Raw genomic sequence first — 25447 nt, forward strand, 5'->3', positions numbered from 1 at the left:
TACTTTTGAACCTAATTTAACAAACTTTATAAAGCATGCAACGGGATACCGAAATTTTTGATCTTATTCAGGAAGAAAAGCAACGTCAACTCAATGGTTTAGAGTTAATTGCTTCAGAAAACTTTGTAAGCGAGCAGGTCATGGAAGCTGCCGGTTCTGTACTTACTAATAAATATGCCGAGGGGTATCCCGGTAAGCGTTACTACGGCGGATGCGAGGTCGTAGATGAGGTTGAGAACATCGCCATAGAGCGCGCTAAAGAACTTTTTGGTGCTGAATACGTAAACGTGCAGCCGCACTCCGGTTCACAGGCCAATACTGCCGTTTTTCACGCAGTTATGAAACCGGGAGAGACTTTCTTAGGATTTGACCTGGCTCACGGCGGGCACTTAACACATGGTTCGCCGGTAAACTTTTCAGGTCGCTTATACAATCCTGTATTCTACGGAGTAGATCAGGAAACCGGTCTTTTAAACTACGATAAGATCGAAGAACTTGCGGTTAAAGAAAAGCCGAAAATGATTATCGCGGGAGCTTCGGCCTACAGCCGCGAGATCGACTATAAGCGTTTTCGCGAAATCGCTGATAAAGTAGGAGCTATCTTGCTTTGTGATATGGCACACCCTGCGGGACTTATCGCTAAAGGAATTATCGGAGATCCGGTACCACATTGTCATATTTGTACTACTACAACCCACAAGACGCTACGCGGACCTCGTGGAGGTATGATTTTGATGGGTAAAGATTTTGAGAATCCATTTGGTATTAAGCTTAAAAATGGAAGCCTGCGTATGATGTCTTCGTTATTAGACAGCGGGATTTTTCCGGGAAATCAGGGAGGTCCTTTAGAACACATAATTGCGGCTAAAGCAATCGCTTTTGGCGAAGCCCTTACTGACGACTTTTTACACTATATGGTTCAGGTTAAGAAAAATGCTGCGGTTATGGCTGCTGCTTTCGTAGCCAAAGGATATGATATCATTTCAGGAGGAACAGACAATCACATGATGTTGATTGACCTTCGAAATAAGGAGATTTCAGGTAAAGATGCAGAAGAAGCATTAGGCAAGGCCGATATCACGGTAAATAAAAATATGGTGCCTTTTGATACCCGTTCACCTTTTGTGACCTCCGGAATGCGTATTGGGGTTGCTGCGGTAACTACCCGTGGGTTGGTGGAAGAAGATATGAAGCAGGTGGTTGAGCTTATTGATGCGGCTCTGGTTAATTATCAGGACGATGATAAGCTGGAAGAGATTGCAGGTCAGGTAAATGCGATGATGGGGCACAGACCTTTATTTAAGCATTAATCGAATTTTCTGAATTTTAACACAGTTAATATTTTATACAAGTAATTAATAATCAATCACTTAATTTGAAGTTAACAAAAAAGCGGCCTTAGGGCTGCTTTTTTTGTTAAAAAACTGTGGTTTTGTTTTAGAAAATGTATTTAATTTGGATGAAATGTATTAAAAATCCGTTTAAACCCTAACTTGATCGTGTTTTGAATTCTCTCCAAACTTCAAACGTAGACCACATCTACATTATTGACAATGACCCCGTAAGCCGATACATTACAGAACGTTTAATTAAAAATGAATGGGGCAGAATCTCATTGCAGTCTTTTGATTCGTGTGAACTGGCTTTGCACGTGATTCAATTGCAGGAACAATTCCATCAAAAAGAATATCCTCAGCTCATAATTTTGGGCTCTGAACTCAATGAGGAATGTTCTAATCGTTTTCTGGCAGCTTTACAACAGCTGAAACTAACAAGTCTGGTTTATGTTATGCGGGATGCGGAGATAGACCGGTTCCAATCTGGTCCGGATAATGTAGCGATGATACAGGGATATTTATCTAAACCGGTAAGACGCAGGTCGCTTTCTGCTATTTTTGATTCTTATAATCAAAGAGTGGCAGGTTCTACAAGCGCTTAATCAACTTTTTATACTCAAATTTTTTAGAGGTGAAAACTACGCTTTTAGCAGGGTTGCCTTTTTGACTAAAAAATAGCCTATTCGTACTTCGGCCGGGATAATTCTACGATGTGGTTTGCTCTTAAAGCTCGTTATCTGAAGTTAAAGATTTGTAGGTCAGCTAAATATGACAATTGAGGAAAGTTAACGTTTTAAGTTAATCGATTTAGTAATACTTGTACAATACATCCAATTTGTGTTTTATATCGTTTTTAATGTTAAAAAATACTTAACAAAAATGGAAATGATGTTGTTTTGTTCCGGATTTTGAAACAGTATTAATTTCACTCAGAGGAATTTAGCTATGTCTGCAAAGGTGGTATATATCATTGACGAGGATCCGGTTAATCGAGATCTTATTGAGCGTTTGATTAAGAATGAGTTTGGCAGTTTAGTCCTAAAGCGTTTCGAATCATGCGAAAGCGGATTTCGATACTTTATGGAGGAGCAGCGTTTCCAAATCAGGGAGTATCCAGACACTATTCTGCTCTCAGGCAATCTGTCTCCCCATTGCATTACCAGATTTTTGGAGGAGGTCGAAAACTTTCAGCCACAGACGGGAAAACCCATAAGTGTATATATGATGCTCAATCCTGTTTCAGCATTAAACACTGATTATAGGAACAGCGCTTTGGTAAAAGGTAGTATTAGCAAACCTATTTATCCTCAGGATGTTTTAAACATCGCTCAATCGCTATTAGCAGCGGGTTAGAATATATTCTTAATATTTATTTTTTGATCCCGGAATTGCACCAGATCGTGTTCTTTTTTACCCAGGAGCAATTCGCCTATTGGAGAGGCGCTAGAGATGCAATAGATGTTTCCGGTTTCTAATTTGAGTTCTCCGAAGGGAATACCTATAAAATAAGAAGCTTTGTCTGTCACTACAAGGCTGCCTTCGCTTACTAAGGTATTTGGAGTCAGGCTTACGCGATTTAGCGCTTCTTTTTGACGCTCTACCTGATCAATTTGCGCCTGATTGCGTTCCATTTCCTGTTGAATCATCTCAACACCGGTTTCGTATTTATCACCGGCACTGCTTTTTCCGCCTTCACTCTCACGTGATTCTATAAGTCCGTCACGGGTTTCCTTTAGTTGGGTAAGCCGCGCATTAAGCTTGTTGTGCAGTTCTTGAATGACTTGCTTCTTATGCATAAATCAGGTTTTTTAAGGCGGGCGAAATTAGACTAAATTCCCATTTAGTTTATCAGCTTACTAAAAATAATTTCCATTGATATTTAAGCCGTTTTTGGGCAACAATTTACTCTTTCTCCCGAATAACCGTAGTATTTGAAAAGCGATCGTGGAAACCATCTTTAACAATTAGAAATGAAAGCCGGTCAAAGGGAATTAATCGACACAGCGTCCGTATGATAATGGTTGAAGCATTAGGCTTGGTTCCCTCTTTAGTTACGACAATGGTCTTGGTTACGTATTTGCCGGCTGTTTTTTGAAAGTAAAATTCACTCAGGCCATAATACGCCATAAAAATCATAAACATCATAAAGTATCCGATTCCTATAATCAAATCGCTGTCTGTAGTAACAAAAACCGAATCAAGTGCCAGGCTGCCCGCCAAGACCAAAACGATGTACACTACAAAATCTATGAGAAAATTGACAAAGCGCATCGTTGAACTGCTCACGTAATCCTGAATTTCCTGTACCGAGGTATTTTCCTGAGCCACTTCCTTGACCAGTTCGGCCATTTTGAGTTTGCCTATGCCGCGTTTGGAAAGTTCAGCTTCAGCAGCTTTGACCGCTTCCGGCTCGTATTTATGAATTTCTACCGTGACAATACGTACAAGTTCTTTATCGGACAGATTTTTATAGATTTTTGGGTAGTCTTTCATTTTTCAGATACTGGCTTTCGTAGAATTTTTTATATGCTGCAATTTAAAACCTGCTCTGATTCCTGACATATACTTTAACTAGTTATATTGCCTTATCGAAAAAAATAAGATGAAATCATCTCCAATAAACAGACGCAACTCCCTTAAACTATTTACGCTGGCGGGCACAACCGTTTTAACGATGCCGCAATTTTTGTGGAGTTGTAAGCAGGAAGCACCGAAACCCTTTCTGCGTTTCGGTTTGTTGACCGATTCGCATTACGCAGAGCGTGAGCCGGCCGGAACTCGTTTTTACAGAGATTCAATCCCAAAAATGCAGGAAGCTATTGCCGAATTGAATACTCAAAATCTGGATTTCATCATTCATCTGGGAGATTTTAAAGATCAGGACACCGAAGCAAATCCCGAAGATACTTTGCGGTATTTAAAAACAATTGAAAGTGAGTTTCAAGGTTTTGAGGGCGCAACCTATCACGCATTGGGCAATCACGATGTAGACAGTATTCGCAAGGAGGTTTTTCTCAGTCACATTAAAAATACCGGACAGGATTCGGCAAAAAACTATTATTCTTTTGACGCCGGCGGCTTTCATATTATAGTGCTTGATGCCAATTATGATGCAGCCGGAACTGATCATTTTTTTGCAGAAGGCGCGGACTGGGAAGATGCAAACATTCCGCCTCAGGAGTTGAATTGGTTAAAAGAAGATTTGGCTAAAATCAAAAAGCCTACCGTCGTTTTTTGTCATCATCCCTTATACGAGTTTTACAAAGAGGGATCTAAATTTCACGTAACCAATTACCAGGAAGTGCAAAAGCTGTTCACCGAAAACAGTTATGTGGTTGCCTGTTTTCACGGGCACGTGCATCAGGAAGATGTGAGCATACAAAATGGTATTACCTATATTACCCGTCTGGGAATGGTAGATTATGAGGGAGTTGAGAATAATGCCTTTAGTGTGGTAGAACTTACCGCCGACAAAATCGAGATAAGGGGTTATAAGCGTTCCGGAAGCAAAAATTTCTCCTGGAGCTAAATATCAATCGCGGTCGTATTGTAAATTTCCTTCAGCACAAAATAACTTTCTAAAACACCAATATTCGCTATTCTCGAAAGTTTTGAGCGCACAAACTCGTGGTACATATCCAGACTTTCCAGGTGGATTTTCAGAAAGAAATCTACTTTCCCGGCCATGTGATAACATTCCTGCACTTCCACAAGTTCTTTAATTTGCTGCTCAAAGGTGTCAATAAAACCCTCGTTATGATAGCGTAGCGATACCATACAGATCGCGGTGACCGGGCGGTTAAGCATTTTTTTATCGAGCAGGGCCACATAATTTTTGATATAGCCTTTTTTCTCCAGTCTTCTGATACGCTCATAAACCGGGGAGGCGGTAAGGTGCAGTTGATCTGCGATTTCTTTGGTGGTCTTTTTGGCATCTTCCTGTAAGATGCGCAAAATCTTTAAATCGGTTTCGTCAAGTACTTCCATAAGCAGCAAAATTTACTGGGAGGCAGGTTATTAATCTACAGCTGAAAAATAAAAATCTTTTAAAAGGGATATTAGCAGTTAAAAATACTTAAATTATAGAGATTAGCAGGAATTTAACTTGAAAGACTGCTGTGTTTGCTAATTTTATATTGAAAATATAAGGTTATGAAAGCACAAAAAATTCTTATCACCGGTGCGTTTGGTCAGTTGGGGACCGCACTTACTCAGGCATTAATTTACCATTATGGGTCGGAAGCAGTACTTGCAACCGATATTCGTATAGACAATCAGTTTGATTGCGCTTGCGAAAAGCTGGACGCCACTAATTTTGAGGCGTTAGATAGCATGATCCGAAAGTATCAGGTAACTGAAGTGTACCATCTTGCCGCTATTTTGTCTGCCAAAGGCGAAGAAGAGCCGCTTAAAACCTGGGATTTGAATAATTCTACCTTCTTTAACGTGCTTGAGGCTGCCCGTTTAAATGGAATCAGAAAGATATTCTTTCCGAGTTCTATTGCGGTTTTTGGTCCTGATTCGCGTAGCGGAAGTACCTCAAATGACTTCCCGTTAAATCCCACAACGGTATACGGCATAAGTAAAGTTGCCGGTGAGAATTGGGCGAGCTATTACAACAAGCGCTATGGGATGGATGTGCGTTGCCTGCGTTATCCGGGCTTAATCAGTCACGAGGCTATGCCTGGCGGAGGAACCACAGATTATGCGGTTGCTATTTTTCATAAAGCTGTAAATCACGAGAATTTTGAGTGCTATCTAAAACCAGACACACAGTTGCCTATGCTTTATATGGAAGACGCTATTGCTGCAACCATCAGAATGATGGAAGCGCCAAGACGTTCAATCACCCGGGTAGGTTATAATATTCAGGGAATTAGTTTTTCACCTGAAATGATTGCGGAAGAAATTCAAAAGCATTACCCCAATTTTGAAGTGGATTATAAGCCTGATAACCGCCAGCAAATCGCTGAGAGCTGGCCTATAGCCCTTGACGATACTGCTGCACGAATGGACTGGGGTTGGGAGCCCGAATATGATCTGGAGCGTATGACTGAAGAAATGTTATACCGCCTTGAACACAAGAAAAGAACAAACGCGTTGATGCACGCTTAAAAATTTAAACATGTTTACATCAGTAAGAAAACAAATACAGGAAGAATTAGAAGAAATAAAGGAAGCCGGTCTTTACAAAGAGGAGCGTATTATTACGACACCTCAAAGCGCTGCCATCAATACGAAGCAGGGGAGCGAGGTGCTTAATTTTTGTGCAAATAATTATCTGGGACTTTCTTCGCATCCTGATATCATTAAAGCCAGTATAGATACGATTAATACACACGGTTACGGTATGTCGTCGGTGCGTTTTATCTGCGGAACTCAGGACGTGCACAAAGAACTGGAGCGTAAAACCGCTGAATTTTTAGGGATGGAAGATTGCATCCTCTATGCTGCGGCATTTGATGCCAATGGAGGTGTTTTTGAACCTATTTTAACTGCGGAAGATGCGGTAATTTCAGATGAATTGAATCACGCCAGTATCATTGACGGGATCAGACTTTGCAAGGCACAACGTCATCGTTATAAGAACAACGATATGGAAGCTCTGGAGGAAGAACTCAAAAAAGCTTCAGGTGCCCGCAGACGTCTTATCGTTACAGACGGAGTGTTCTCTATGGATGGCACAATCGCGCAACTTGACAAAATTTGTGATCTGGCAGATAAGTACGATGCTATGGTAATGGTAGATGATTGCCACGCCACAGGATTTATTGGGGAGAATGGTAAAGGAACCCATGAATACAACAAGGTAATGGGCCGGGTTGATATCATTACAGGAACTTATGGAAAAGCCCTCGGTGGAGCCTCAGGTGGTTTTACGGCGGCTCGTAAAGAGATCGTAGCTATGTTGCGTCAAAAATCCAGACCTTATTTGTTCTCCAACACCCTTGCCCCGGCAATTGCAGGTGCGTCAATAAAAGCCATTGACATGATTAGTGCCTCCGGCGATTTGATTGCCAAAGTACAACACAATGCAAAACGATTCAGAACCGAAATGACCGAGGCCGGTTTTGATATCATTCCCGGCGAGCATCCTATTGTTCCCATTATGCTTTATGATGCGAAGCTTGCGCAGGAATTTGCAGCTAAATTGCTTGATGAGGGCATTTATGTCATTGCCTTCTTTTATCCTGTTGTGCCAAAAGGTAAAGCGCGTATTCGTGTACAGCTTTCTGCAGCACACGAGGATGAACACATTACAAAAGCTGTTGCCGCGTTTACTAAAGTGGGAAAGGCGTTAGATGTGATATAAGCTCTTTAGAACCTATAGAATCAGAAAAACCCGGCTCATGCCGGGTTTTTTATTGAATACCATTTTAATCATTGTTTTCGGTTATACACTTTGGCTTTCGAATTCATTTATTCGTCGAGTTTTTTATAAGTTTAAAGTAACATTGTAGGTGTATTACTGTATGAAATGCGCTAATTTTATTTTTTAAGTGTTGTTTTTTCGGTTAAAAGCAATTATTTTAGATGATACAAGCCAACTTAATCCCCCTCACTTATGCTTGAATCATTACGTTTACGAGAGCTTTTTGATTACAAGATTCTCGATACTCCACCTGAAAAAGAACTTGATGATTTTGTGTATTTGGCTTCGGTCATCTGCGAAAAACCGGTAGGTTTAATAAGTCTGGTAGATAAAGATCGAAACTGGTTTAAAGCCCGGTACGGTACAGATTTGGAACAAACAGATCGTTTAGGGTCCTTTTGTCATCATACTTTTGGGAATCATGATGAAGTAATGGTAATCCGGGACGCCGCCTGTGATGAACGCTTTAAATGCAGTCCGCTGGTGGTTGAAGATCCCAACATTCGCTTTTATGCAGGTGCACCCTTACTGTCTGAAAACGGTTATGTTCTTGGTGCTTTATGCGTGATTGATACGGTGCCCGGTGATTTGGCGCCCGAAAAAGTAAAAGCGCTGAAGTTACTTGCCGATAAGGCCATGGATTATCTAAATACGCGAAAAATTATCCTGAATCAAAAGCGCACCATAGAAGAAAGTGCTCAGTCTCTTAAAGATTTAACCGATGAAGCTCCGGGTGTATTGCTTAAATTTCAACTGGATCGAAAAGACTTGCAGGTGAATTTTGTAAGTAAAGGTGTCAGGCAATTAGGTCGCGGTATTACGCCCAAAAAATTACTTAAAAACCCCATTTCATTTCTAGATAACATCTACGGTGCAGACAGGAAGACGGTACGGCGTACGCTCCTGAAAGCTGCAATAAATCAGAAGCCTTTTGTTTTTGAATTCAGGGTAGAAGACCCCGAAAAGGGTTTGCAGTGGTATTTTGGAAAAGCCAGCCGCCAGAAAGATCGACACGGGCAGAAGGTTTGGTACGGTACCATTCAAAACATCACGCAGCAATTGGAGTATAAAAAGGCGATGGAGCAAATAAGTTTTGATATCTCTCATATCCTGAGAAGTCCCGTTACGAATTTGCTGGGTCTTTCAAACGTCATCGGGATGGAGCGGGAGAATTTAACCGAAGAAAAGCTGAGAGAATATAGCGATTACATTCAGACGGTGTCTAAAGAGCTCGATCTGTTTACCCGAAACCTGAATACGATTTACGAACAAAAGAAAAATCAGTTATTTAAAATGAACTGATGCCTGTTTTTAAAGCTAAAGCTAAATATACCCGCTTTTTAAAGGCGGGTATATTTTTTTAAGGAAGATTCTCTGATTATGAGTTCGCCATCCAGGCTCACCTCCTGATGCTTTGAAGCCTCGCCCTTCTGTTTGATGCGGTCAAACATAATGCGCATAAGTTCCCTTCCCATCAACTCGATTGGCTGCGCGTAGGCAGAAATCGTAGGAGCATACATTTCAAAGAAATAACTGTCGTCAAAACTGATGATGCCCAGATTGCTTACCAGATTCGAATCGATTTGATGTAAGGTCTTTAATCCACTTTGAGATAGGTAGTTTGTTGCAAAAAACACCGAGTCAAGCTCCGGATGAGCAGCAATAAAATCTTTTATTTTTTTTCGGGATTCTGCAACGCGGTCTGTATCGTAAGGAAGGGTTAAAATGTATTCTTCAAGGCCTTCTTCTTTTACAGTCTGCCTGTAACCTTTAAGGCGATCGTGCATTTGATTCTGATCAAGGTCAATAGTTATGAAGGCTATTTTTTTAAACCCCTGATCAATGAGATGTTGAGTGGTTTGTCGTGCTCCCTCATAGTTGTTAAGTAAGACCGAATCGATATCGAGTCCTTCAATTTTTCGGTCAAACAACACCACCGGGAGACCATTATTTTTAAGATTTTCAACTTCTTCCTTAATTCCGGGAGGAGGAACAATGATAAAACCGTCTACCTGACGCTCCTTAAAGATTTCGATATGCTCCCGGGTGCGCTTGGCATCATTCTCTGTGCTGCAAAATAAAACCCGATAATCGTGCTTATAGGAAATGTCTTCAATAACACGGCCCACCTTAGAAAAGAAGTGGTTGCTCACGTCTTCAACCATAAACACGATGATATGACTGTTGCCGGTACGCAGACTGCGGGCGATAAGATTGGGCTTATAATCTATTTCTTTAAGGTAGTTTTCAACCCGCTCAATAAGTTGTTTTGAAATCTTTTTCTCTTCTCCCTTACCATTAAGAACGAAGGAAACCGTCGTAGTCGACACATTCAAAACTTCGGCAATATCCCGCAACGAAGGTCGCTTTTTTTTCATAGGTGCTTACATAAACGATTTAGGAGCTTTAAATGTACCTAAAAATTGCCAGTTAAAGAGAAAGCACCGGGATTTATCGATCAAAGAATAATTTGGTCAATAAACCTTTCTTCCGTTTTCAGGATACGGGTTTGAAAACTGAAGATTAATAGTTTTTAGATCTAATTTTTACAATTACCTAAAATCAATCTAAAATCGTCATTGAATTTTAGATTTTCGGTATTTGTGAAGGATGTCATTTTACCGGTAGACTGGGTCTCGCCGTGACCTTCAAGAAGCATGGAGTCTTCCACTTTAAAAGCAATCTCACGGCTTGATTCTGTTCCCTCAGAAACAAAGGTGTAGGTTCCTAATATTAATCCGTTTTTATAGCTTCCGTTAAAGCTTCCGGAGTTACGGTCTTTTTCGGCCCAATCGTAAATGAGTGTTCCCTGAACAAGCGGGTCAACCCGGGTAATCTGAAAGGTGATTTGTGTTCCCTTTTCGGCGTAGCCGTAACAGCCGGCTTTAACCGGGAATGATTCTGTATCTGTTTTTTTGGACTGGTCACAGCCTAAGAGAATAAACACAGCGATAAAGGAAACCAAAAATTTCATAGGTAATAATTGTAAAACAAAGGTAGACAGGCATGTATTCTCAGCCTAGGCCTTTAACGCTTTATATAGATTTGTGTTAACATATGGAAATGTAAGGTGATTGTATTTTTACGGACTAGTTTTATATGCAACATTCCAATTTAAAGAATACGCCTTTTTCAGTTTTAGATTTAGTGCCTGTCGTTGAAGGGAGTACCCGTAGAGCGGCAATTGCCCGCAGTCTTGATCTCGCGCAACATGCAGAACGTTTGGGCTACAAACGCTTTTGGATTTCTGAACATCACAATATGGAAAGCCTTGCCAGCGCTTCGCCGGTATTGCTCATTTCGCATATTGCCGAGCATACGAGCAAAATACGGGTAGGCTCCGGTGGGGTAATGCTTCCCAATCACGCGCCATTGATCGTTGCAGAACAATTTGGAACTCTGGAAACGCTCTTTCCCAAACGAATTGACCTGGGGCTGGGTCGTGCGCCGGGTACAGATCAACGAACGGCAATGGCCTTAAGACGGTATCAGCAGGAAACCGTTCAGGATTTTCCAAATAACATAGAGGAGCTGCAGCTCTATCTTTCAGAAGAAAATAGTACCGGCGCGGTACGTGCTATTCCCGGTGAGGGTCTTGAAATTCCGTTGTATTTATTAGGTTCGAGTACTTTTAGTGCGCAATTGGCGGGTAAAAAAGGCTTGCCTTATGCTTTTGCCAGCCATTTTGCACCTACGCATCTGCACGACGCCCTGCACCTGTATCATCAGCATTTTCAGCCTTCCGAACAGCTTGAAAAACCCTATACGATGGCTTGTGTCAATGTAATCGTTGCTGATACTGATGCTGAAGCCCAACGACTTGCAACCAGCGCCAAACGCTTTATGCTGGGTGTAATCCACAATACGCGCAAACCGCTTGCGCCACCGGTTGACAGTATGGAAGGGGAGTGGCTGCCTCACGAACAGGCACAAATAGAGCATATGATGCGCTACAGTTTTATAGGTTCGCCGCATACAGTCGCTGCCGGGTTGGAGCAGTTTAAAGAACAGACGCAGGTTGATGAGATTATCGCGATCTCCCACATCTACGAGCATGAGGCGCGATTGAAATCCTATGAATATCTGAGCACGCTTTTTAAGGCTGAAGTTTCTTCCGCAGTTTAGCTTTCGTAAAGTTCAAGCGGAAGACCATCTGGATCAGCTAAAAAGGTAAAACGTTTGCCGGTAAGATCGTCTGTGCGTATGGCTTCGGTGGTGACGCCTTTTTCATTTAAATGCGCAATCATGGCTTCCAGATCACTCACGGCAAAAGCCAGATGTCTCAGTCCGCAGGCTTCAGGTCGAGACTGGCGGGCAGGCGGATTGGGGAATGAGAACAATTCGATTAGATAGGTTCCGTTAAGCGCGAGATCTAATTTGTGGGAGTTCCGCGCTTCGCGAAAGGTTTCCGCCAGAATGGTTAGCCCAAGAACTTCGGTATAAAAAGCTTTAGAAACTTCATAATCAGAGCAAATAATGGCGATGTGATGCAGGCTTTTGAGCATAAAAATGTGTTTTAAAATCACCAAAGGCAATCGATATAATCCGTAAACATATGAAAGAGGAGGCCTACCGCAACTATCCGTGCCTGAGGGATAAAAAACATGGCGCAATAGGCTCCAATTGCCCAATAGGAATGCAGCGGATGAAAGCCAATGCTGCAGCGGTTGGGATCAAAAATGGGATCGGCCAGCAAATGATCGAGGTCAACAAGCATGGTCAGAACCATAATGAGCCACGCCTTTTTCCAGTTTTTGCGAAAAAATACCCAGGCGATTAACCCGGGCATTAAAAAGTGTAGGCTGTAATGGACAAGCGTTTGAAGCACGTTATTTAAACATATCCAGCCCCGGAATATCCGGCATACCTTCCTTGGCTACTGCCGCAAGTTCCTGATCGTAGCTTGCTTTTGCGCGGCTTAGTGCTTTGTTTAAGGTAAGAATAAGATAGTCTTCCAGTTGCTCTTTGTCTTCCAGAAGTTCATCTTTGATGTTTATTTTTTTGACTGCACCGGCAACGCTTACGCTAACTTCAAGCAAACCATCGCTGCTTTTTTCATCAATATAAACCGTTTCCAGTCGTTTTTTGGTGTCTTCGGCCTTTTGCTGGGCTTCTTTGATTTTGCCCATCATACCCATCATATCTCCAAACATAATTGTGATTTTAAAATTGAATTACAAAAGTACAATTTGAGCGGGCATCTGCTTTCAATTTTAGTAAAGTTTAATAAGATAACCCGTATTTTTGCAGCCTTAAATGATTTGATCAACACCCTATTTTGAATACGACACTTACTCCGCCTATCGCTTTAAAGAAGCCCTTCAAACTGGAAAAGCACGGTGACGTGCGTACCGATGATTACTACTGGATGAACGAGCGCGATCATCCTGATGTGCTGGCTTATTTAGAAGCTGAAAATACCTACTACGAGCAGATGACGGCGCATACCAAACCCTTGCAACAGCAGTTGTTTGAGGAGATGAAAGCCCGCATCAAGGAGGATGATGAGAGCGTACCCTTTAAATACAACGGTTACTGGTATTATACCCGTTTTGAAATGGGAAAAAACTACCCGCTGTATTGCCGTCGTAAGGATACGATGCTTGCGCCCGAAGAAATCATGTTTGACAACAATGAGATGGCTTTGGGGCACTCCTACTTTAAACAGGCAGGATATTCGGTTTCTGAAAATAATGAGCTGGCCGCATTTGGTACAGATACCGTGAGCAGGCGGCAGTACACGATTCAGGTAAAAAACCTGAAAACTGGTGAGTTGTACCCTGAAAAGATTGAAAATACCACAGGTCGCGCGATCTGGGCCGGTGATAATAAGACTTTCTTTTACACGCGGAAAGACCCGCAAACCCTGCGCAGCAATCAGATTTACAGACATACTTTGGGGACTTCGGTAGCCGACGATATTCTGGTTTATGAAGAGCTTGACGAGACTTTTGATGTAGGTATTTTTAAAAGTAAGTCGCGCGAATTTATCTTTATTGGTGCCTCAAGTACGCTGACTTCCGAATACCGCTACACCCGCGCTAACGGGCCGGATTTTGATTTTGAAATCATTCAGGAACGTACCCGCGGACTCGAATACGGGATTTCACATTACGAAGATTATTTCTATCTGGTAACCAATGCAGACGACGCAACAAACTTTAAGCTGGTTAAGACTCCTGTTTCCGCTACGGCGAAAGAAAACTGGGTAGAGGTCATTCCGCATCGCGAAGATACCCTGCTTGAAGATATTGAGATTTTTGAAGAATTTCTAGTGGTCGAAGAGCGTCGCGAAGGTTTAAACCAGATCAATATCAAACGTTGGGATGGTAAGGAAGATTATTATTTGGATTTTGACAGCGAGACCTATACCGCATATACGGGCATAAACCCCGATTTTGATACCATTTACCTGAGATACGCATTTAATGCTTTAGACACTCCTGCTTCGGTGATTTCATTTAATATGGTGACCAAAGAGAAAGAGGTATTGAAGGAAGCCGAGGTTTTGGGTGGAAAATTTGACAAAGCCAATTACGAGTCGCGCAGGCTTTGGGCGACTGCCGATGATGGAGTTAAAATTCCTATTTCGATTGTCTATCGCAAAGGCATCAGTCTTGACGGAAGCAATCCGCTGTTGCAATACGCATACAGCAGTTATGGGATTACGACAGATCCTTCATTTTCTTCGTCACGTCTCAGTTTACTGGATGCCGGTTTTGTCTTTGCCATTGCTCACGTGCGCGGCAGTGAATACCTGGGCAGAACCTGGTATGAAGACGGCAAGCTACTCAAAAAACGCAATACTTTTACTGATTTTATTGCCTGTTCGCAATTCTTGATTGAAACCGGTTATACTTCGTCTTCCAATCTCTTTGCTTACGGCGGGTCTGCCGGGGGCTTGCTGATGGGGGCGATTATCAATATGGCGCCGCATTTGTATAAAGGCGTCATCGCTTCGGTACCTTTTGTAGATGTGGTGACTACGATGCTTGATGACAGTATTCCGCTTACGACATCAGAGTATGATGAGTGGGGTAATCCCAATGATCCGGAGTATTATGAGTATATGAAATCCTACTCGCCTTACGATCAGGTAACACCACGGGAATATCCCAATATTTTGGTCACAACGGGTTATCATGACAGTCAGGTGCAGTATTGGGAGCCTGCGAAGTGGGTTGCCAGACTGCGCGAAAACAATCTGGCAGACACTAAAATCTTTTTTGAAACCAATATGGATGCGGGTCATGGTGGGGCTTCGGGACGTTTTGAAGCCTTAAAAGAGACTGCAAAGGATTATGCCTTTTTAATGGATTTAGCGGGAAAATCCAAGTAAATCCAAAAATTTCCCGTAAATTTGCAAGGTTTTAAACGATGGTTTTAGGAACCGCAGGAATAGCGTACTCGAAACGATAATTCTTCTATGAGAGAACACCTAAATGTTTACAATGATGTCCTTGAGCTGGTGGGTAACACTCCCTTAGTACGACTTAACCGAATTACCAAAGACTTACCCGGCACCTATTTTGCTAAAGTAGAGGCCTTTAATCCCGGTAATTCCTCAAAAGATCGTATTGCGCTGTATATCATTGAAGACGCAGAGCGAAAAGGAATCTTAAAACCGGGCGATACCATAATTGAAACGACTTCAGGAAACACCGGCTTCAGTATTGCAATGGTCAGCATCATCAAAGGCTATAAATGCATACTGGCAGTAAGCTCAAAATCTTCTAAAGATAAAATTGATGCTTTACGTGCGATGGGAGCCAAGGTTTATGTTTGTCCGGCAAATGTAAGTGCAGACGATCCGCGATCGTACTATCAGGTAGCAAAGCGCCTGCATCAGGAGCACGAAGGTTCAGTCTACATCAACCAGTATTTTAATCAACTTAATGCCGAAGCGCACTACGCTTCTTCCGGTCCGGAGATCTGGAAACAGACCGAAGGTCAAATCACGCATTTAGTTGCCTGTAGCGGAACAGGAGGAACTATCTCAGGAACCGCCCGCTATTTAAAAGAGAAAAATCCAAATATTCGCATTTTAGGCATTGACGCTTACGGCAGTGTGCTTAAAAAATACCACGAGACTCAGCAATTTGATCAAAACGAAATCTACCCGTATCGCATAGAGGGTCTGGGTAAAAACCTCATTCCTACTGCGACTGATTTTGACGTGATTGATTACTTTGAAAAAGTATCTGACGAAGAAAGTGCTCATACGGCACGCCGCATCGCCAAGACTGAAGGTTTGTTTGTAGGCTACACCAGCGGGGCAGCGGTTCAGGGAACTTTGCAGCTTGCTGAGAGCGGGGAGTTTGATGAACATTCGAAAGTGGTGATTATTTTTCCGGATCACGGGCGCAGTTATATGAGCAAAATCTATAGCGACGACTGGATGAACGAGCAAGGATTTTTTGATACCGAGAATGAGATCAGCGCTGAAAAAATTGAGTTTGTGAAGTAAGCGCCTCCGAATAATAAATTTAGAACCCAAAAATAGGTTAACAAGAATGTATGACAAGAGCTGAGATGCTTTTGGTTGAAAATTGATGTATGAAAGATTTATTTGACAAAATTTACAAAGACAAAGGTCCCTTAGGAAAATGGGCAGAACAGGCAGAAGGTTATTTTGTATTTCCTAAGCTTGAAGGACCTATTTCTAACCGAATGAAGTTCCGTGGAAAGGACGTGATTACCTGGAGCGTGAATGATTATTTGGGACTTGCCAACCATCCCGAAGTACGTAAAGTAGATGCTGAAGCCGCTGCTGAGTGGGGTTCTGCTTACCCAATGGGTGCACGTATGATGAGTGGCCACACTACACTACACGAGCAGCTTCAAAATGAACTTGCTGCTTTTGTAAACAAAGAAGCAGCCTATTTATTGAATTTTGGTTACCAGGGTATGGTGTCTACGGTTGACGCTTTGGTATCTAAAGATGATATTATTGTTTATGACGTAGATGCACACGCCTGTATCATTGACGGGGTGCGTTTGCATATGGGTAAACGTTTTACCTATAAGCACAACGATATTGACAGTATAGAGAAAAACTTACAGCGTGCAACCAAGCTTGCCGAACAAACCGGAGGAGGTATTCTATTGATCTCTGAGGGCGTTTTTGGTATGCGTGGGGAGCAAGGCAGACTTAAAGAAATCTGTGCTTTAAAAGACAAGTATAACTTCCGTTTGTTTGTAGACGACGCGCACGGTTTTGGTACGTTGGGTAAAACCGGAGCCGGAGCAGGTGAGGAGCAGGGTATACAGGATAAAATTGATGTATACTTCGCGACTTTTGCCAAGTCTATGGCAAGTACAGGAGCTTTTATCGCAGCCGATAAAGAGATTATCGATTACTTAAAATACAACCTGCGTTCGCAGATGTTTGCCAAGTCGCTTCAAATGCAATTGGTAATCGGAGCTTTAAAACGTCTGGATATGCTGCGTACGATGCCTGAGCTTCGCGAAAAGCTTTGGGAGAACGTAGATGCACTTCAAAACGGATTGAAGAAACGTGGTTTTGACATCGGAACGACTCAAAGTTGTGTAACTCCGGTATATCTTAAAGGAAGCATTCCGGAAGCGATGGCGCTGGTAAAAGATCTACGTGAGAATCACGGTATTTTCTGCTCTATTGTAGTGTACCCGGTAATCCCTAAAGGATTGATTCTATTGCGTCTGATTCCTACAGCTTCGCATACGCTTCAGGATGTGGAAGAAACACATGACGCGTTCTCCAGCATTCGTGAGCGTTTAGAGAACGGAACGTACAAGAGACTTTCAGCAGGCGTACAAGCCTCAATGGAAGCTTCTTCGTAACGAGAACATACACTTTCAACAACTAAAAAAGCTGAACAGGAAACTGTTCAGCTTTTTTAGTTTGTAAACCTTTGCCCTTTAAGATTTAACAATAGAGCAAAAAAAATCGCCTTCGTTAGAAAGCGATTTTCGTTCGTTTTTTGATGGTATGAAAAAAATGATCAGCCTTTTAGCTAGTAATTATAGAGATTCATATACGAACTCAAGTTCAGAGTCAGGCTCACCTTCCAGATAATAAGCAGCTGTTACCGGATAGCCCGCTTCGTTATAGGTATATTCGTATTTTTCGTCTACGGAATCAGTACCATTTTCGGTAATCGTTGCGGTAAGCAGATTATTAACTGAGCTGTCTATGTAGCCATTAAAATCTACGCTTACCAGATTAATGGTTTTTATATTGGCAATACCCAGATACGAACTCTTTTGATCATCGTAAGCGTAAGTGATGATCTGACCGTCATCTTTTGTTTCTTTTACAAGTTGCTCATTTTGAAATGTCAAAATGCTTTCTCCGGGTGTTCCGGTAGCATTTTCCTTTCCTCCAAAGTAAAAAGTCCGGGTAATACTTCCATCTGTATTATACGAGAACTCATATTCCAGAATTTCATCATCAGTGGTCATTCGGTAATTGATAAGACGTTGCTGACTGTCGTAAGCCAGATTGGTGGTAAGCGTATTTCCTGCTGCGGCCGCATCAATGATCTGAGTTAAAAGATCGCCTTCATAGTTATAGGTTATTACACTCGTATCTGATCCGTTGATACTTATGAGTTTATTACCATCATAGGTAAAGGTTTCGGTTACCACATCGCCATCAAGGTAATTAACAATACGTTGCGTAAGTCTAAAATTGGACTCTACCGGATCTACGGTATCTGTTTCGCCACTGTAGGGTTCTACTGAGAGGAGCTTATGAGCAGAGCTAAAACCGAGGCGTATAGCGCTATTAATCGTTTCATAAGAATTTTATTTAGCAATTAATTCAGGTAAAAAAGAACTCCAAAATTGACGCTGCTTCGTCCATTGCGAATGGTCTGGCCAGAAGTGTTTTCTGCAAAAACCTCATTAAAGCCGGTTTGTGCATCATATTCTACAAAGAGGCGTGTGTCTCTGCTGATGTCAAAGGCATAGCCAATGCCAAATGCCACACCAAAATCGGTGCTGTTAAACCCCTCTTTCACGTCACTGCCAAGTTCAGAATCTGTCGCATTGATCAAAAAGCCTACATAAGGCCCCAGGTTTAAATACCAGTTGCCGCTTTGGCTAAAGTGCCAGCTTGCCATTACCGGTAGCGTGATGTAGTTTAAGCGGAAGTCTGTGGTATAGGTATTAAAGTTGTTATCTTCTATAAAACCATTAGCCCAACCTTTATTGTCATAGATCAGCTTAGCTCTGATAGCCCAGCTTTCTGAGAAGAAATATTCACCGGAAGCCGCCAGATTGAAGGAAATACGGGGATCTGTATTGTTTTCCCCATCCATAGTAGAAATGTTAGAAAGGTTAAGACCGGCGCTTAATCCCATTTGTAAGTCTCCGCCGCGTTGTGCAGTTGCGGTAGACAGTGTGAAAGCAATAAATAAAATAAAAAGTAATGATTTGTTCATTATTGAAAATAGATTATAATTTGAGGTAAATCTAAAGCCAATAATTATTTTAACAATACGGAATCCCTCATATTTGAGGTGTGTTAATGAAAACTTAAAGTAACTGTTTAGTAGCCAGATTCTAAGGGTTCAAAAAAAATATCCTTATCTCGCAAAAAGAGGTTGAAGAATCCTGAAAATACCTTAAAAACAATTAATGCGTGATTTGCATTAATTTTTTAATCTGCAGAAATTCCGTTTTTAGCTTTTTGTATTGTTCGAGTTGAACGCTGTTGTTAAAATACCGGTTATCCATATAATTTTCAAATTCCATCTTATCTAACACTTCCATATTGTCGAATTCCTTGAATTTGGTTTCCCCAATTTCTCCTTTATATTCTGAAAATTGGTTGTCCATATTTCTGTAGTTGTAGTTGGGATACAGAAATTGGGTGAAGGGTCCGTTTAAATCGCTAGTGTTTATATTCTCCAGGCGTCTGGTGTCTGAAATTACTGAGGGCAGGCTATAGAGTGCCGAACGTAACCGGTCTGAAGGAATATTACCAATTTTACCCGTGTTCAGTCCTTCAGAAAAGGTTCCGTTGTTAATTTCAACAGAGGTTGACTGATAGATTATAATGAGTAAACTATCGAGTGATCTCGTTTCGATCGGAGCTTTATTTTTATGAAACATATCCAATAAAGACTTTGAAGCGGAGATATGCTTAGCCTGAAGTGTTATAGCTTTCTCAACATTGCTGATATTTATATCAATTTCTTTGGAAAGTCGTGAGATAAAATCATCGGTTTCGTTTCTTTCTTTTCGGGTATCATTCCAGTCGCTAATCCCAAGGGCAATCAAAATACCGATTACAACGAGAACTATTTCCCCAGCGGCGTATTTGATGTACTTCGCAATTTTACCCTCAGAAAGTAAATTTTGCCTGATTCTTCTAAAGAAATTGATCATAAGTAGGTTGTTAGTTTCTAAATAAGGCGGATTGGTACATAGTACCTAGCGACAGATTGTATTATATTCTCGAGTTCAATTCATATTCTAATTCCTTAATTAAACCTGCTATAGCTATTATCGTTTCTCTGTAAAGTTTCAAACCGGTTTCTCTTTGTGCGATTATTTTACTCAGAATGTTACTAAATTCCAGCTGTTTTTTTAGCTCTTCAAAATCGTTGGGACGTGCAGTTTGCTTTGAATTTTTACTTCGGATGTGTTTGTTCAAAAAAACGTTTGCATTCTGTATAATTCCCCATTCGCCTTTATCATAATCATTGTGTAGCACCACAAACTCAAATTCATACATATTGGCAATTCTATTTCTCAATTGCTTGTTTGTGATATTGTCTAAGCCTTTTGTTTTTAAGGTGGAATACGCTGTGGTGATGGGATATGGACTTTGCCATTGACCAAACGTGGCAAAAGCTTCATCTAATTCAGAACTGTAAGGCAAATCGTTGTTGACGTAATGTTCAATTTTTCTCATTTTAGTGATACTCGCTGTATTTAAAAGCGTATCCCTGCTGAAGTTGATCAAAGTGGTTTCCAAATTTGATTTGACTTCCGACAAAAGTCTTAGCTCTTCCTGATTGAGCTTACGCCCTTCATTCCAATTATTGATCTGTAGGGCAATCAAAATACCGATTACAACGAGAACTATTTCCCCAGTGGCGTATTTGATGTACTTCGCAGTTTTACCTTCGGAAAGTAAATTTTGCCTGATTTTTCTAAAGAAATTGATCATAAGAATAAATGGGTTTGTTTTAAATATATGATTTTTATGGGTTTAGGGTTTTTACTGTTATTTTAGTAAAGGGTAGAAAAGTAATTCGTATAAAATCATAGTTAAGGTATTGCTTCCAGATGCTGTAATAGAATTTCCGTTTGTTCCTTGTGCTTTTCCAGAATATGCCGGTGTACAATAGCCAGGAAATTCTTAAAGTTTATACTATTAATCAATTTTAATTCATTTCCGGGGATGGCTAATTGTGCTTTTGTGATCTCCTTTAGTCGGGGCTCATTAAGATCTATAAAAGTTGTGCTCTGATCTTTGTCAAAGTCCTTTAGAATCTCAAGTCCCAAATCGCCAATCATTTGCATTTCAGACAATGCCATGACCTGTGGAATCAGCACCGCATCTGTATACAGATTGTTGTTTTTATTAATGATCAATTCGGTTCGTTCAATCTCTTCATAGTACCTGATAATTTCATCTTTTAGTTCATCGTTACTAATGATGTCCAGATTGCCGGATGAGATAAGTTCGGTGTAGGTGGGGGCATTTTTTACAAATGTAACCCGCCCGGTAAGCAGACCTATATGACTTGTGAAGGTACTGTCTACATTAAAACTTTGATGTGTTTTGTAATTCTCTAAAATAGGAGTGGCAATTTTATTGATACTATTTTCAAAGTTGATTTGCGCTTCTATTGTTTTTAGTTGCTGATATAAATCCCGTTTCAGATTTTTCAGATAAACAGCTTCCTGCTGGCTTTTTGTACGGTTGGCGTGCCAGTTATTGATCTGTAAGGCAATCAAAATCCCAATAACTACCAATACAATTTCTCCAAAGGCATATTTGAGGTATTTGGAAGTTTTGCCCTGATTGAGCATAGTTTTTCGAATATTTCTAAAAAGCCTAATCATATTGCTTTTGTTCTTTTTGAATAAGTTCTTTAACGCGTTTTATTTCTTCCAATAGTATTTTGAGTTGTTGGATAGACTTCCGTTCCGAAAAGTCCATCCAATTCTGAACGGCCTCTAAACCCAAAATGATACCGGAAGTATTATTTTCCATATTCAAGATCTTCTTCAGGATCTCCTGATTTTCCAATCTTTTTGAAAAATTAGAGGTACCCATGAGCATGCTCAAACGTTCAGTAACTCCTGTTTTGGCTCTGTTGTCAAGACTTTCGTCGAGTGTTATTTTTTGCTGCAGGCGTTTAAGATCTAGCAACTTATTTCTTAACTGAGGCGGTATAAGCACGATTTCTCCACTATTTTGGAGTGACTCAATAGTACTGGTGTTGAAGCTAAGCGCGTAGGACTCTGTGTTTAAGCTAAGTAATTCTTCGTAAATTGATTCCAGGCTCAATTGAGAGGTTTCAAACTTGTTTAGATAAGAATTATAGGCTTTTCGCTGTGATTCGAATTTCGAAATTATCTGCTGTATAAAAGCCGTATCCTTATCTAGGTCTACTAATAATTGTTCGTAATAATTTTGGGTTTTTGCCTCTAATTTTTGGTCTTCATTCCAGTTGTTGATTTGAAGAGCAATCAATATGCCTATTACTACCAGAATAATTTCGCCCGTGGCGTAAGTAAGATATTTCCCAAACTTATTTTCAGTCAGGGATTTGAGTCTGATTTTCCTAAAGAATTTGATCATTGCTTTTCTTTTAATTCCTGCGTAATAATCTCTAAAATCTCATTGATCCTGTTCTTTAAACTCAATGACTGGATGTTGGCGATTTTTGCATCTGTGGCGCAAACAGCTAAATGATTTTCGAACTCGGGGCTTTCAAATAGATTAGCAAAATCAGTAGGAGCGCGCGAGTTCTTTATATTGAATTTTACAGTAGTTCCTTTATCCAGGTAAAAGGTTTCCATCGCATTTTCCTGCCAGTATTGATTTAAAATAGATCTCGTGGAGATCACTTTGGTCAAAAAGGGACTGTAAGAATTTAATTTGTAATTGCCCCAGGCGACTTCCTCTTCGGTCACCTGTATGATCTCGCTCGTCCACAACGTTAGGAGTTCTTTTAACCTATTGTTTCGCAGCAACTGAATGCGTCCCGAACTTATAATATCATTTACAACAGGATCAAAGGTGGGTACCAAAAGAGTTTGCACCAAATGAGAATTGACACTGTCTAAGTGCCTCTTTTCAGGGTGATCAATATAGTTCAGCAGTTTAAAGGAAGCAGCGATCATATTATTTCGTATGATCATTTTTTCCTCCAATTGCTTTCGGTTGCTTTCAAACTCTGCGTGTAACTGACTTAAAAGAGCAATTGCTTCGGCCTGTTCCTTTCGGTCTTCATTCCAGTTATTGATCTGCAGGGCAATCAGAATACCTATTACCACGAGTATTATTTCGCCAACAGCATATTTAAGATATTTACCGGTTTTACCTTCATCAAGAAGTTTGTGGCGGATATTTCTGAAGAATTTAATCATGGGTTGAGGGTCTATTAATCTTTTAAATGGATCGAGGTTTTATTCTACAGTTGTTTCTTCAAGTATTTTCTGCATTAACAGTTTAGCCTGGGCATAGGCAATCTCAGACTCCTTAAGCACGTAAAGTTTATCGTCGATGTAGTTTTCAAATTGAATGTTTTGGAGCAACAAGGCATTATTCATTTCCAGTTGTGATGGCCCGTATTGAAAGGTCTCAGACCGGGTATCTATGTTTCTAAGTGAACCATGATCCCGTATAAATTCGATCAGGCTGATGTTTGTTTCTTCTGACTGAACCATCGTTTCCTGCAGTTCATTAAAAAAGCGTGACCAGTGGAATAAGAGGATTTTGAGGTCGGAGTTGTTCAGTTTTGAGAGACCTCCTGAGTTTTGAAGGTCGTTCAATACAAATTCACTGGGCTTCCAGGAAGGGCTTTCAATAACGTAATGCAATAGACTATCTACCTCCTTTGCTTCCTCTAATTCCCCTTCTCTGAACTTCCTAAAAATGGTTTCCGTTGCCCGAATGGTGCGTTTTAAGGTAGTATTGATGGAATCAAGATCCCTTAAATTTTCCCGGAATTCAGTGTTTAGGTTTTGAATGGTGATTTTTTCGCGGTTATTTTCTAAACGTCCCTCATTCCAGTTATTGATCTGAAGTGCAATCAAAATCCCAATAACCACCAACACGATCTCCCCAATCGCATATTTGATATACTTGTTTGTTTTTCCTTCATCCAGAAGCCTCTTACGTATTTTTCTAAAGAATTTGATCATAGGTTAATTGTTAATTAACGCATTAAGAAACATGATTTAAATGCCAATTTTGCTTCGGTACGGACCAGATTTTGATTTAGGTATTACTCTTTAATGCTATTCACTTCAATCCAATATCCATCCGGATCCTGAAGGAATACCTGCTTTATACCGTCAGGTCTGACGTTGATTTTATTGAGGTTTCCCGGGAAATCGGAGTACGCAATATTTTTAGCTGTGAGTTCTTTAACAAATGCATCAAAATGAGTTGCTGATAGCGCGAGATGAACCGCCTTATTGGTTCTGATTGTATCTTGTAAATCTGATAATAGGTGTAATTGTTTTCCTTCACCTAATGAAATCCAGCGCACCGTGGTATATTTTGGGTCAAGTGGAATCCGTTCCAAATTCAATACCTCCTCATAAAATTGAGCTGATACCTCTACATCTTTCACTGATAAAGCGATGTGATTAAAGGAAAGCGAAAAATCATTTTTCTGGCCAAAAACGACTGGAGAAAACTGAATTAAAAGCAGGAGAAAAGTAATTTTTTTCATAAATATTGGTGTTAAATAGACGTTTATAACTGTGTTGTAACCGGTTTTTCAGGGTGGCTAATCTGAATGATCATTCAAAAACCGAGTAACCAGATTATTTTTTTCTGATTCCATTTCACACGTCCAGCTATCTATAAACCAGCGCCCGTTTTCAAAATGCAGTTGAATACTGTTTAATCCTATTACGTTCGATTCTGTATAGGGTTCAGGTCGAATTTCAAACGCACTCCAGACCTGGGCGATATTTCCATAATGCGTGGCTACTCTTTTGAGTTCCTTTTCATAAAAATCTTCTTTTGACGACAATCCTATCGGAATATATTCGGCTTCGAGACCATGTGACTCTGCATTCCCAAGCTCGTCAAGTCTTGTGATGACGGCATTTTTTGAATGGATAAAGGCATCGCGTTCAAATTCCCAGGGCTCATCAGCGGCGCCCGAAACTACATCGTAGTATGCGTTGATGATTGCGTCTATAGAATTGACATCATTTGCATATTTCTCTGCAGCTGTTTGTGCACAAATGGAATTGAGACTAAGAATCAGACCGACGGAGGTAAGGGCTATCGCTTTCATAGGACGAGGAAGTAAACTCTTAAAACCCGAAATACCATCTCGCTTAAAAGGTAGGGTGTTGTTTACCTTTTAAATATAATTATTTAATATTCAATATCTTATATGAAAGACTAGTTGTTAGAATATTATCTATGACTGAATAAAAAAAACGCTATAAGGATCATTCTTGAGCAGATAAGCCTAATGAAGCTGATAAGAAAAGTCTAATTCTATATTTGAAGTAATTTGGGAACTATAAATATGTAGAAAAA

General features: G+C 40.7%; 29 protein-coding genes. 11 read left to right on the top strand and 18 right to left on the bottom strand.

The genetic code is table 11. The features are described 5' to 3' along the window. Positions 1 to 35: 35 nt before the first annotated feature. The 3 genes from glyA to CJ305_RS15085 all read left to right on the top strand — a co-directional run bounded on the left by glyA (position 36) and on the right by CJ305_RS15085 (position 2690). Positions 36 to 1310, top strand: a complete 1275-nt coding sequence (glyA, locus tag CJ305_RS15075) for a serine hydroxymethyltransferase (RefSeq protein ID WP_099647120.1) — start codon at positions 36 to 38, stop codon at positions 1308 to 1310. A gap of 194 nt (positions 1311 to 1504) precedes the next feature. Continuing rightward, positions 1505 to 1939, top strand: a complete 435-nt coding sequence (locus CJ305_RS15080) for a response regulator (RefSeq protein ID WP_099647121.1) — start codon at positions 1505 to 1507, stop codon at positions 1937 to 1939. Between the two features lie 343 nt (positions 1940 to 2282). Next, positions 2283 to 2690 (top strand): hypothetical protein, encoded by a 408-nt coding sequence (locus tag CJ305_RS15085; RefSeq protein WP_099647122.1) that lies wholly within the window; start codon positions 2283 to 2285, stop codon positions 2688 to 2690. On the opposite strand, the gene CJ305_RS15090 is transcribed toward CJ305_RS15085, so the two are convergent. Together CJ305_RS15090 and CJ305_RS15095 are read right to left on the bottom strand one after the other, a co-directional pair. After that, on the bottom strand, positions 2687 to 3133 hold the full coding sequence (locus tag CJ305_RS15090; protein ID WP_099647123.1) for a 3-oxoacyl-ACP synthase: 447 nt from the start codon (positions 3131 to 3133) through the stop codon (positions 2687 to 2689). The genes CJ305_RS15085 and CJ305_RS15090 overlap by 4 nt on opposite strands. Positions 3134 to 3239: 106 nt before the next feature. Continuing rightward, positions 3240 to 3830: an RDD family protein gene (locus CJ305_RS15095; protein ID WP_099647124.1), complete on the bottom strand. Its 591-nt coding sequence runs from the start codon at positions 3828 to 3830 to the stop codon at positions 3240 to 3242. 109 nt (positions 3831 to 3939) lie between these two features. Between CJ305_RS15095 and CJ305_RS15100 the strand changes: the two genes are divergently transcribed. Next, on the top strand, positions 3940 to 4866 hold the full coding sequence (locus CJ305_RS15100) for a metallophosphoesterase family protein (RefSeq protein WP_099647125.1): 927 nt from the start codon (positions 3940 to 3942) through the stop codon (positions 4864 to 4866). On the opposite strand, the gene CJ305_RS15105 is transcribed toward CJ305_RS15100, so the two are convergent. Then, a complete protein-coding gene (locus CJ305_RS15105) occupies positions 4863 to 5324 on the bottom strand; it encodes an Lrp/AsnC family transcriptional regulator (RefSeq protein ID WP_099647126.1) in 462 nt (153 codons plus the stop codon). The two genes, CJ305_RS15100 and CJ305_RS15105, sit on opposite strands and share 4 nt — an antisense overlap. 165 nt (positions 5325 to 5489) lie before the next feature. Between CJ305_RS15105 and CJ305_RS15110 the strand changes: the two genes are divergently transcribed. The 3 genes from CJ305_RS15110 (at position 5490) to CJ305_RS15120 (ending at position 9012) form a co-directional block, all read left to right on the top strand. After that, the gene (locus CJ305_RS15110; RefSeq protein ID WP_099647127.1) at positions 5490 to 6452 is read left to right on the top strand and encodes an NAD-dependent epimerase/dehydratase family protein; all 963 of its coding nucleotides are present in this window, start codon (positions 5490 to 5492) and stop codon (positions 6450 to 6452) included. Between the two features lie 10 nt (positions 6453 to 6462). After that, entirely contained in the window at positions 6463 to 7650 is a 1188-nt protein-coding gene (kbl, locus tag CJ305_RS15115; protein ID WP_099647128.1) for a glycine C-acetyltransferase, read from the top strand. Positions 7651 to 7902: 252 nt separating this feature from the next. Next, complete coding sequence (locus tag CJ305_RS15120) at positions 7903 to 9012, top strand: GAF domain-containing protein (protein ID WP_099647129.1); 1110 nt, start codon at positions 7903 to 7905, stop codon at positions 9010 to 9012. A 38-nt stretch (positions 9013 to 9050) separates the two neighbouring features. On the opposite strand, the gene CJ305_RS15125 is transcribed toward CJ305_RS15120, so the two are convergent. Continuing rightward, complete coding sequence (locus tag CJ305_RS15125) at positions 9051 to 10088, bottom strand: LacI family DNA-binding transcriptional regulator (RefSeq protein WP_099647130.1); 1038 nt, start codon at positions 10086 to 10088, stop codon at positions 9051 to 9053. Between the two features lie 161 nt (positions 10089 to 10249). Next, positions 10250 to 10684, bottom strand: a complete 435-nt coding sequence (locus CJ305_RS15130; RefSeq protein ID WP_099647131.1) for a hypothetical protein — start codon at positions 10682 to 10684, stop codon at positions 10250 to 10252. A 125-nt stretch (positions 10685 to 10809) separates the two neighbouring features. On the opposite strand from CJ305_RS15130, the gene CJ305_RS15135 reads away from it, so the two are divergent. Continuing rightward, positions 10810 to 11835, top strand: a complete 1026-nt coding sequence (locus CJ305_RS15135) for an LLM class flavin-dependent oxidoreductase (protein ID WP_099647132.1) — start codon at positions 10810 to 10812, stop codon at positions 11833 to 11835. Here the strand turns inward: CJ305_RS15135 and gloA2 are convergent. Genes gloA2 through CJ305_RS15150 form a run of 3 tightly spaced genes read right to left on the bottom strand, consistent with a single transcriptional unit; the run spans position 11832 to position 12863 of the window. Further along, a complete protein-coding gene (gene gloA2, locus CJ305_RS15140; protein ID WP_099647133.1) occupies positions 11832 to 12215 on the bottom strand; it encodes an SMU1112c/YaeR family gloxylase I-like metalloprotein in 384 nt (127 codons plus the stop codon). The genes CJ305_RS15135 and gloA2 overlap by 4 nt on opposite strands. 17 nt (positions 12216 to 12232) lie before the next feature. Then, on the bottom strand, positions 12233 to 12538 hold the full coding sequence (locus CJ305_RS15145) for a DUF6122 family protein (RefSeq protein ID WP_189319468.1): 306 nt from the start codon (positions 12536 to 12538) through the stop codon (positions 12233 to 12235). A 1-nt stretch (position 12539) separates the two neighbouring features. Continuing rightward, positions 12540 to 12863, bottom strand: a complete 324-nt coding sequence (locus CJ305_RS15150) for a YbaB/EbfC family nucleoid-associated protein (RefSeq protein WP_099647135.1) — start codon at positions 12861 to 12863, stop codon at positions 12540 to 12542. 125 nt (positions 12864 to 12988) lie between these two features. Between CJ305_RS15150 and CJ305_RS15155 the strand changes: the two genes are divergently transcribed. The 3 genes from CJ305_RS15155 to CJ305_RS15165 all read left to right on the top strand — a co-directional run bounded on the left by CJ305_RS15155 (position 12989) and on the right by CJ305_RS15165 (position 17532). Then, the gene (locus CJ305_RS15155; RefSeq protein ID WP_099647136.1) at positions 12989 to 15049 is read left to right on the top strand and encodes a S9 family peptidase; all 2061 of its coding nucleotides are present in this window, start codon (positions 12989 to 12991) and stop codon (positions 15047 to 15049) included. 87 nt (positions 15050 to 15136) lie between these two features. Then, on the top strand, positions 15137 to 16177 hold the full coding sequence (locus CJ305_RS15160) for a PLP-dependent cysteine synthase family protein (RefSeq protein WP_099647137.1): 1041 nt from the start codon (positions 15137 to 15139) through the stop codon (positions 16175 to 16177). Positions 16178 to 16266: 89 nt separating this feature from the next. Then, the gene (locus CJ305_RS15165; protein ID WP_099647138.1) at positions 16267 to 17532 is read left to right on the top strand and encodes an aminotransferase class I/II-fold pyridoxal phosphate-dependent enzyme; all 1266 of its coding nucleotides are present in this window, start codon (positions 16267 to 16269) and stop codon (positions 17530 to 17532) included. 180 nt (positions 17533 to 17712) lie between these two features. Here CJ305_RS15165 and CJ305_RS15170 read toward each other — a convergent pair whose 3' ends face one another. The 10 genes from CJ305_RS15170 to CJ305_RS15215 form a co-directional block, all read right to left on the bottom strand. Further along, positions 17713 to 18339, bottom strand: a complete 627-nt coding sequence (locus CJ305_RS15170; protein ID WP_099647139.1) for a hypothetical protein — start codon at positions 18337 to 18339, stop codon at positions 17713 to 17715. A 170-nt stretch (positions 18340 to 18509) separates the two neighbouring features. Then, positions 18510 to 19136 (bottom strand): porin family protein, encoded by a 627-nt coding sequence (locus CJ305_RS15175; protein WP_099647140.1) that lies wholly within the window; start codon positions 19134 to 19136, stop codon positions 18510 to 18512. Positions 19137 to 19329: 193 nt separating this feature from the next. After that, positions 19330 to 20085 (bottom strand): DUF6090 family protein, encoded by a 756-nt coding sequence (locus CJ305_RS15180; RefSeq protein WP_099647141.1) that lies wholly within the window; start codon positions 20083 to 20085, stop codon positions 19330 to 19332. A 61-nt stretch (positions 20086 to 20146) separates the two neighbouring features. Further along, positions 20147 to 20872 (bottom strand): DUF6090 family protein, encoded by a 726-nt coding sequence (locus CJ305_RS15185; RefSeq protein WP_099647142.1) that lies wholly within the window; start codon positions 20870 to 20872, stop codon positions 20147 to 20149. A 101-nt stretch (positions 20873 to 20973) separates the two neighbouring features. Further along, entirely contained in the window at positions 20974 to 21774 is an 801-nt protein-coding gene (locus CJ305_RS15190) for a DUF6090 family protein (RefSeq protein WP_099647143.1), read from the bottom strand. After that, the gene (locus CJ305_RS15195; RefSeq protein WP_099647144.1) at positions 21767 to 22516 is read right to left on the bottom strand and encodes a DUF6090 family protein; all 750 of its coding nucleotides are present in this window, start codon (positions 22514 to 22516) and stop codon (positions 21767 to 21769) included. Before CJ305_RS15195 ends, CJ305_RS15190 begins: the two co-directional genes overlap by 8 nt. Next, positions 22513 to 23307, bottom strand: a complete 795-nt coding sequence (locus tag CJ305_RS15200) for a DUF6090 family protein (RefSeq protein ID WP_099647145.1) — start codon at positions 23305 to 23307, stop codon at positions 22513 to 22515. Before CJ305_RS15200 ends, CJ305_RS15195 begins: the two co-directional genes overlap by 4 nt. A gap of 39 nt (positions 23308 to 23346) precedes the next feature. Next, a complete protein-coding gene (locus CJ305_RS15205) occupies positions 23347 to 24084 on the bottom strand; it encodes a DUF6090 family protein (RefSeq protein WP_099647146.1) in 738 nt (245 codons plus the stop codon). 83 nt (positions 24085 to 24167) lie between these two features. Further along, entirely contained in the window at positions 24168 to 24620 is a 453-nt protein-coding gene (locus CJ305_RS15210) for a VOC family protein (protein WP_099647147.1), read from the bottom strand. A gap of 57 nt (positions 24621 to 24677) precedes the next feature. Continuing rightward, positions 24678 to 25196: a hypothetical protein gene (locus tag CJ305_RS15215; RefSeq protein WP_099647148.1), complete on the bottom strand. Its 519-nt coding sequence runs from the start codon at positions 25194 to 25196 to the stop codon at positions 24678 to 24680. Between the last annotated feature and the right edge of the window lie 251 nt (positions 25197 to 25447).

It is taken from the genome of Leeuwenhoekiella nanhaiensis (genome assembly GCF_002744755.1).
GTDB classification, from domain to species: Bacteria; Bacteroidota; Bacteroidia; order Flavobacteriales; family Flavobacteriaceae; genus Leeuwenhoekiella; species Leeuwenhoekiella nanhaiensis.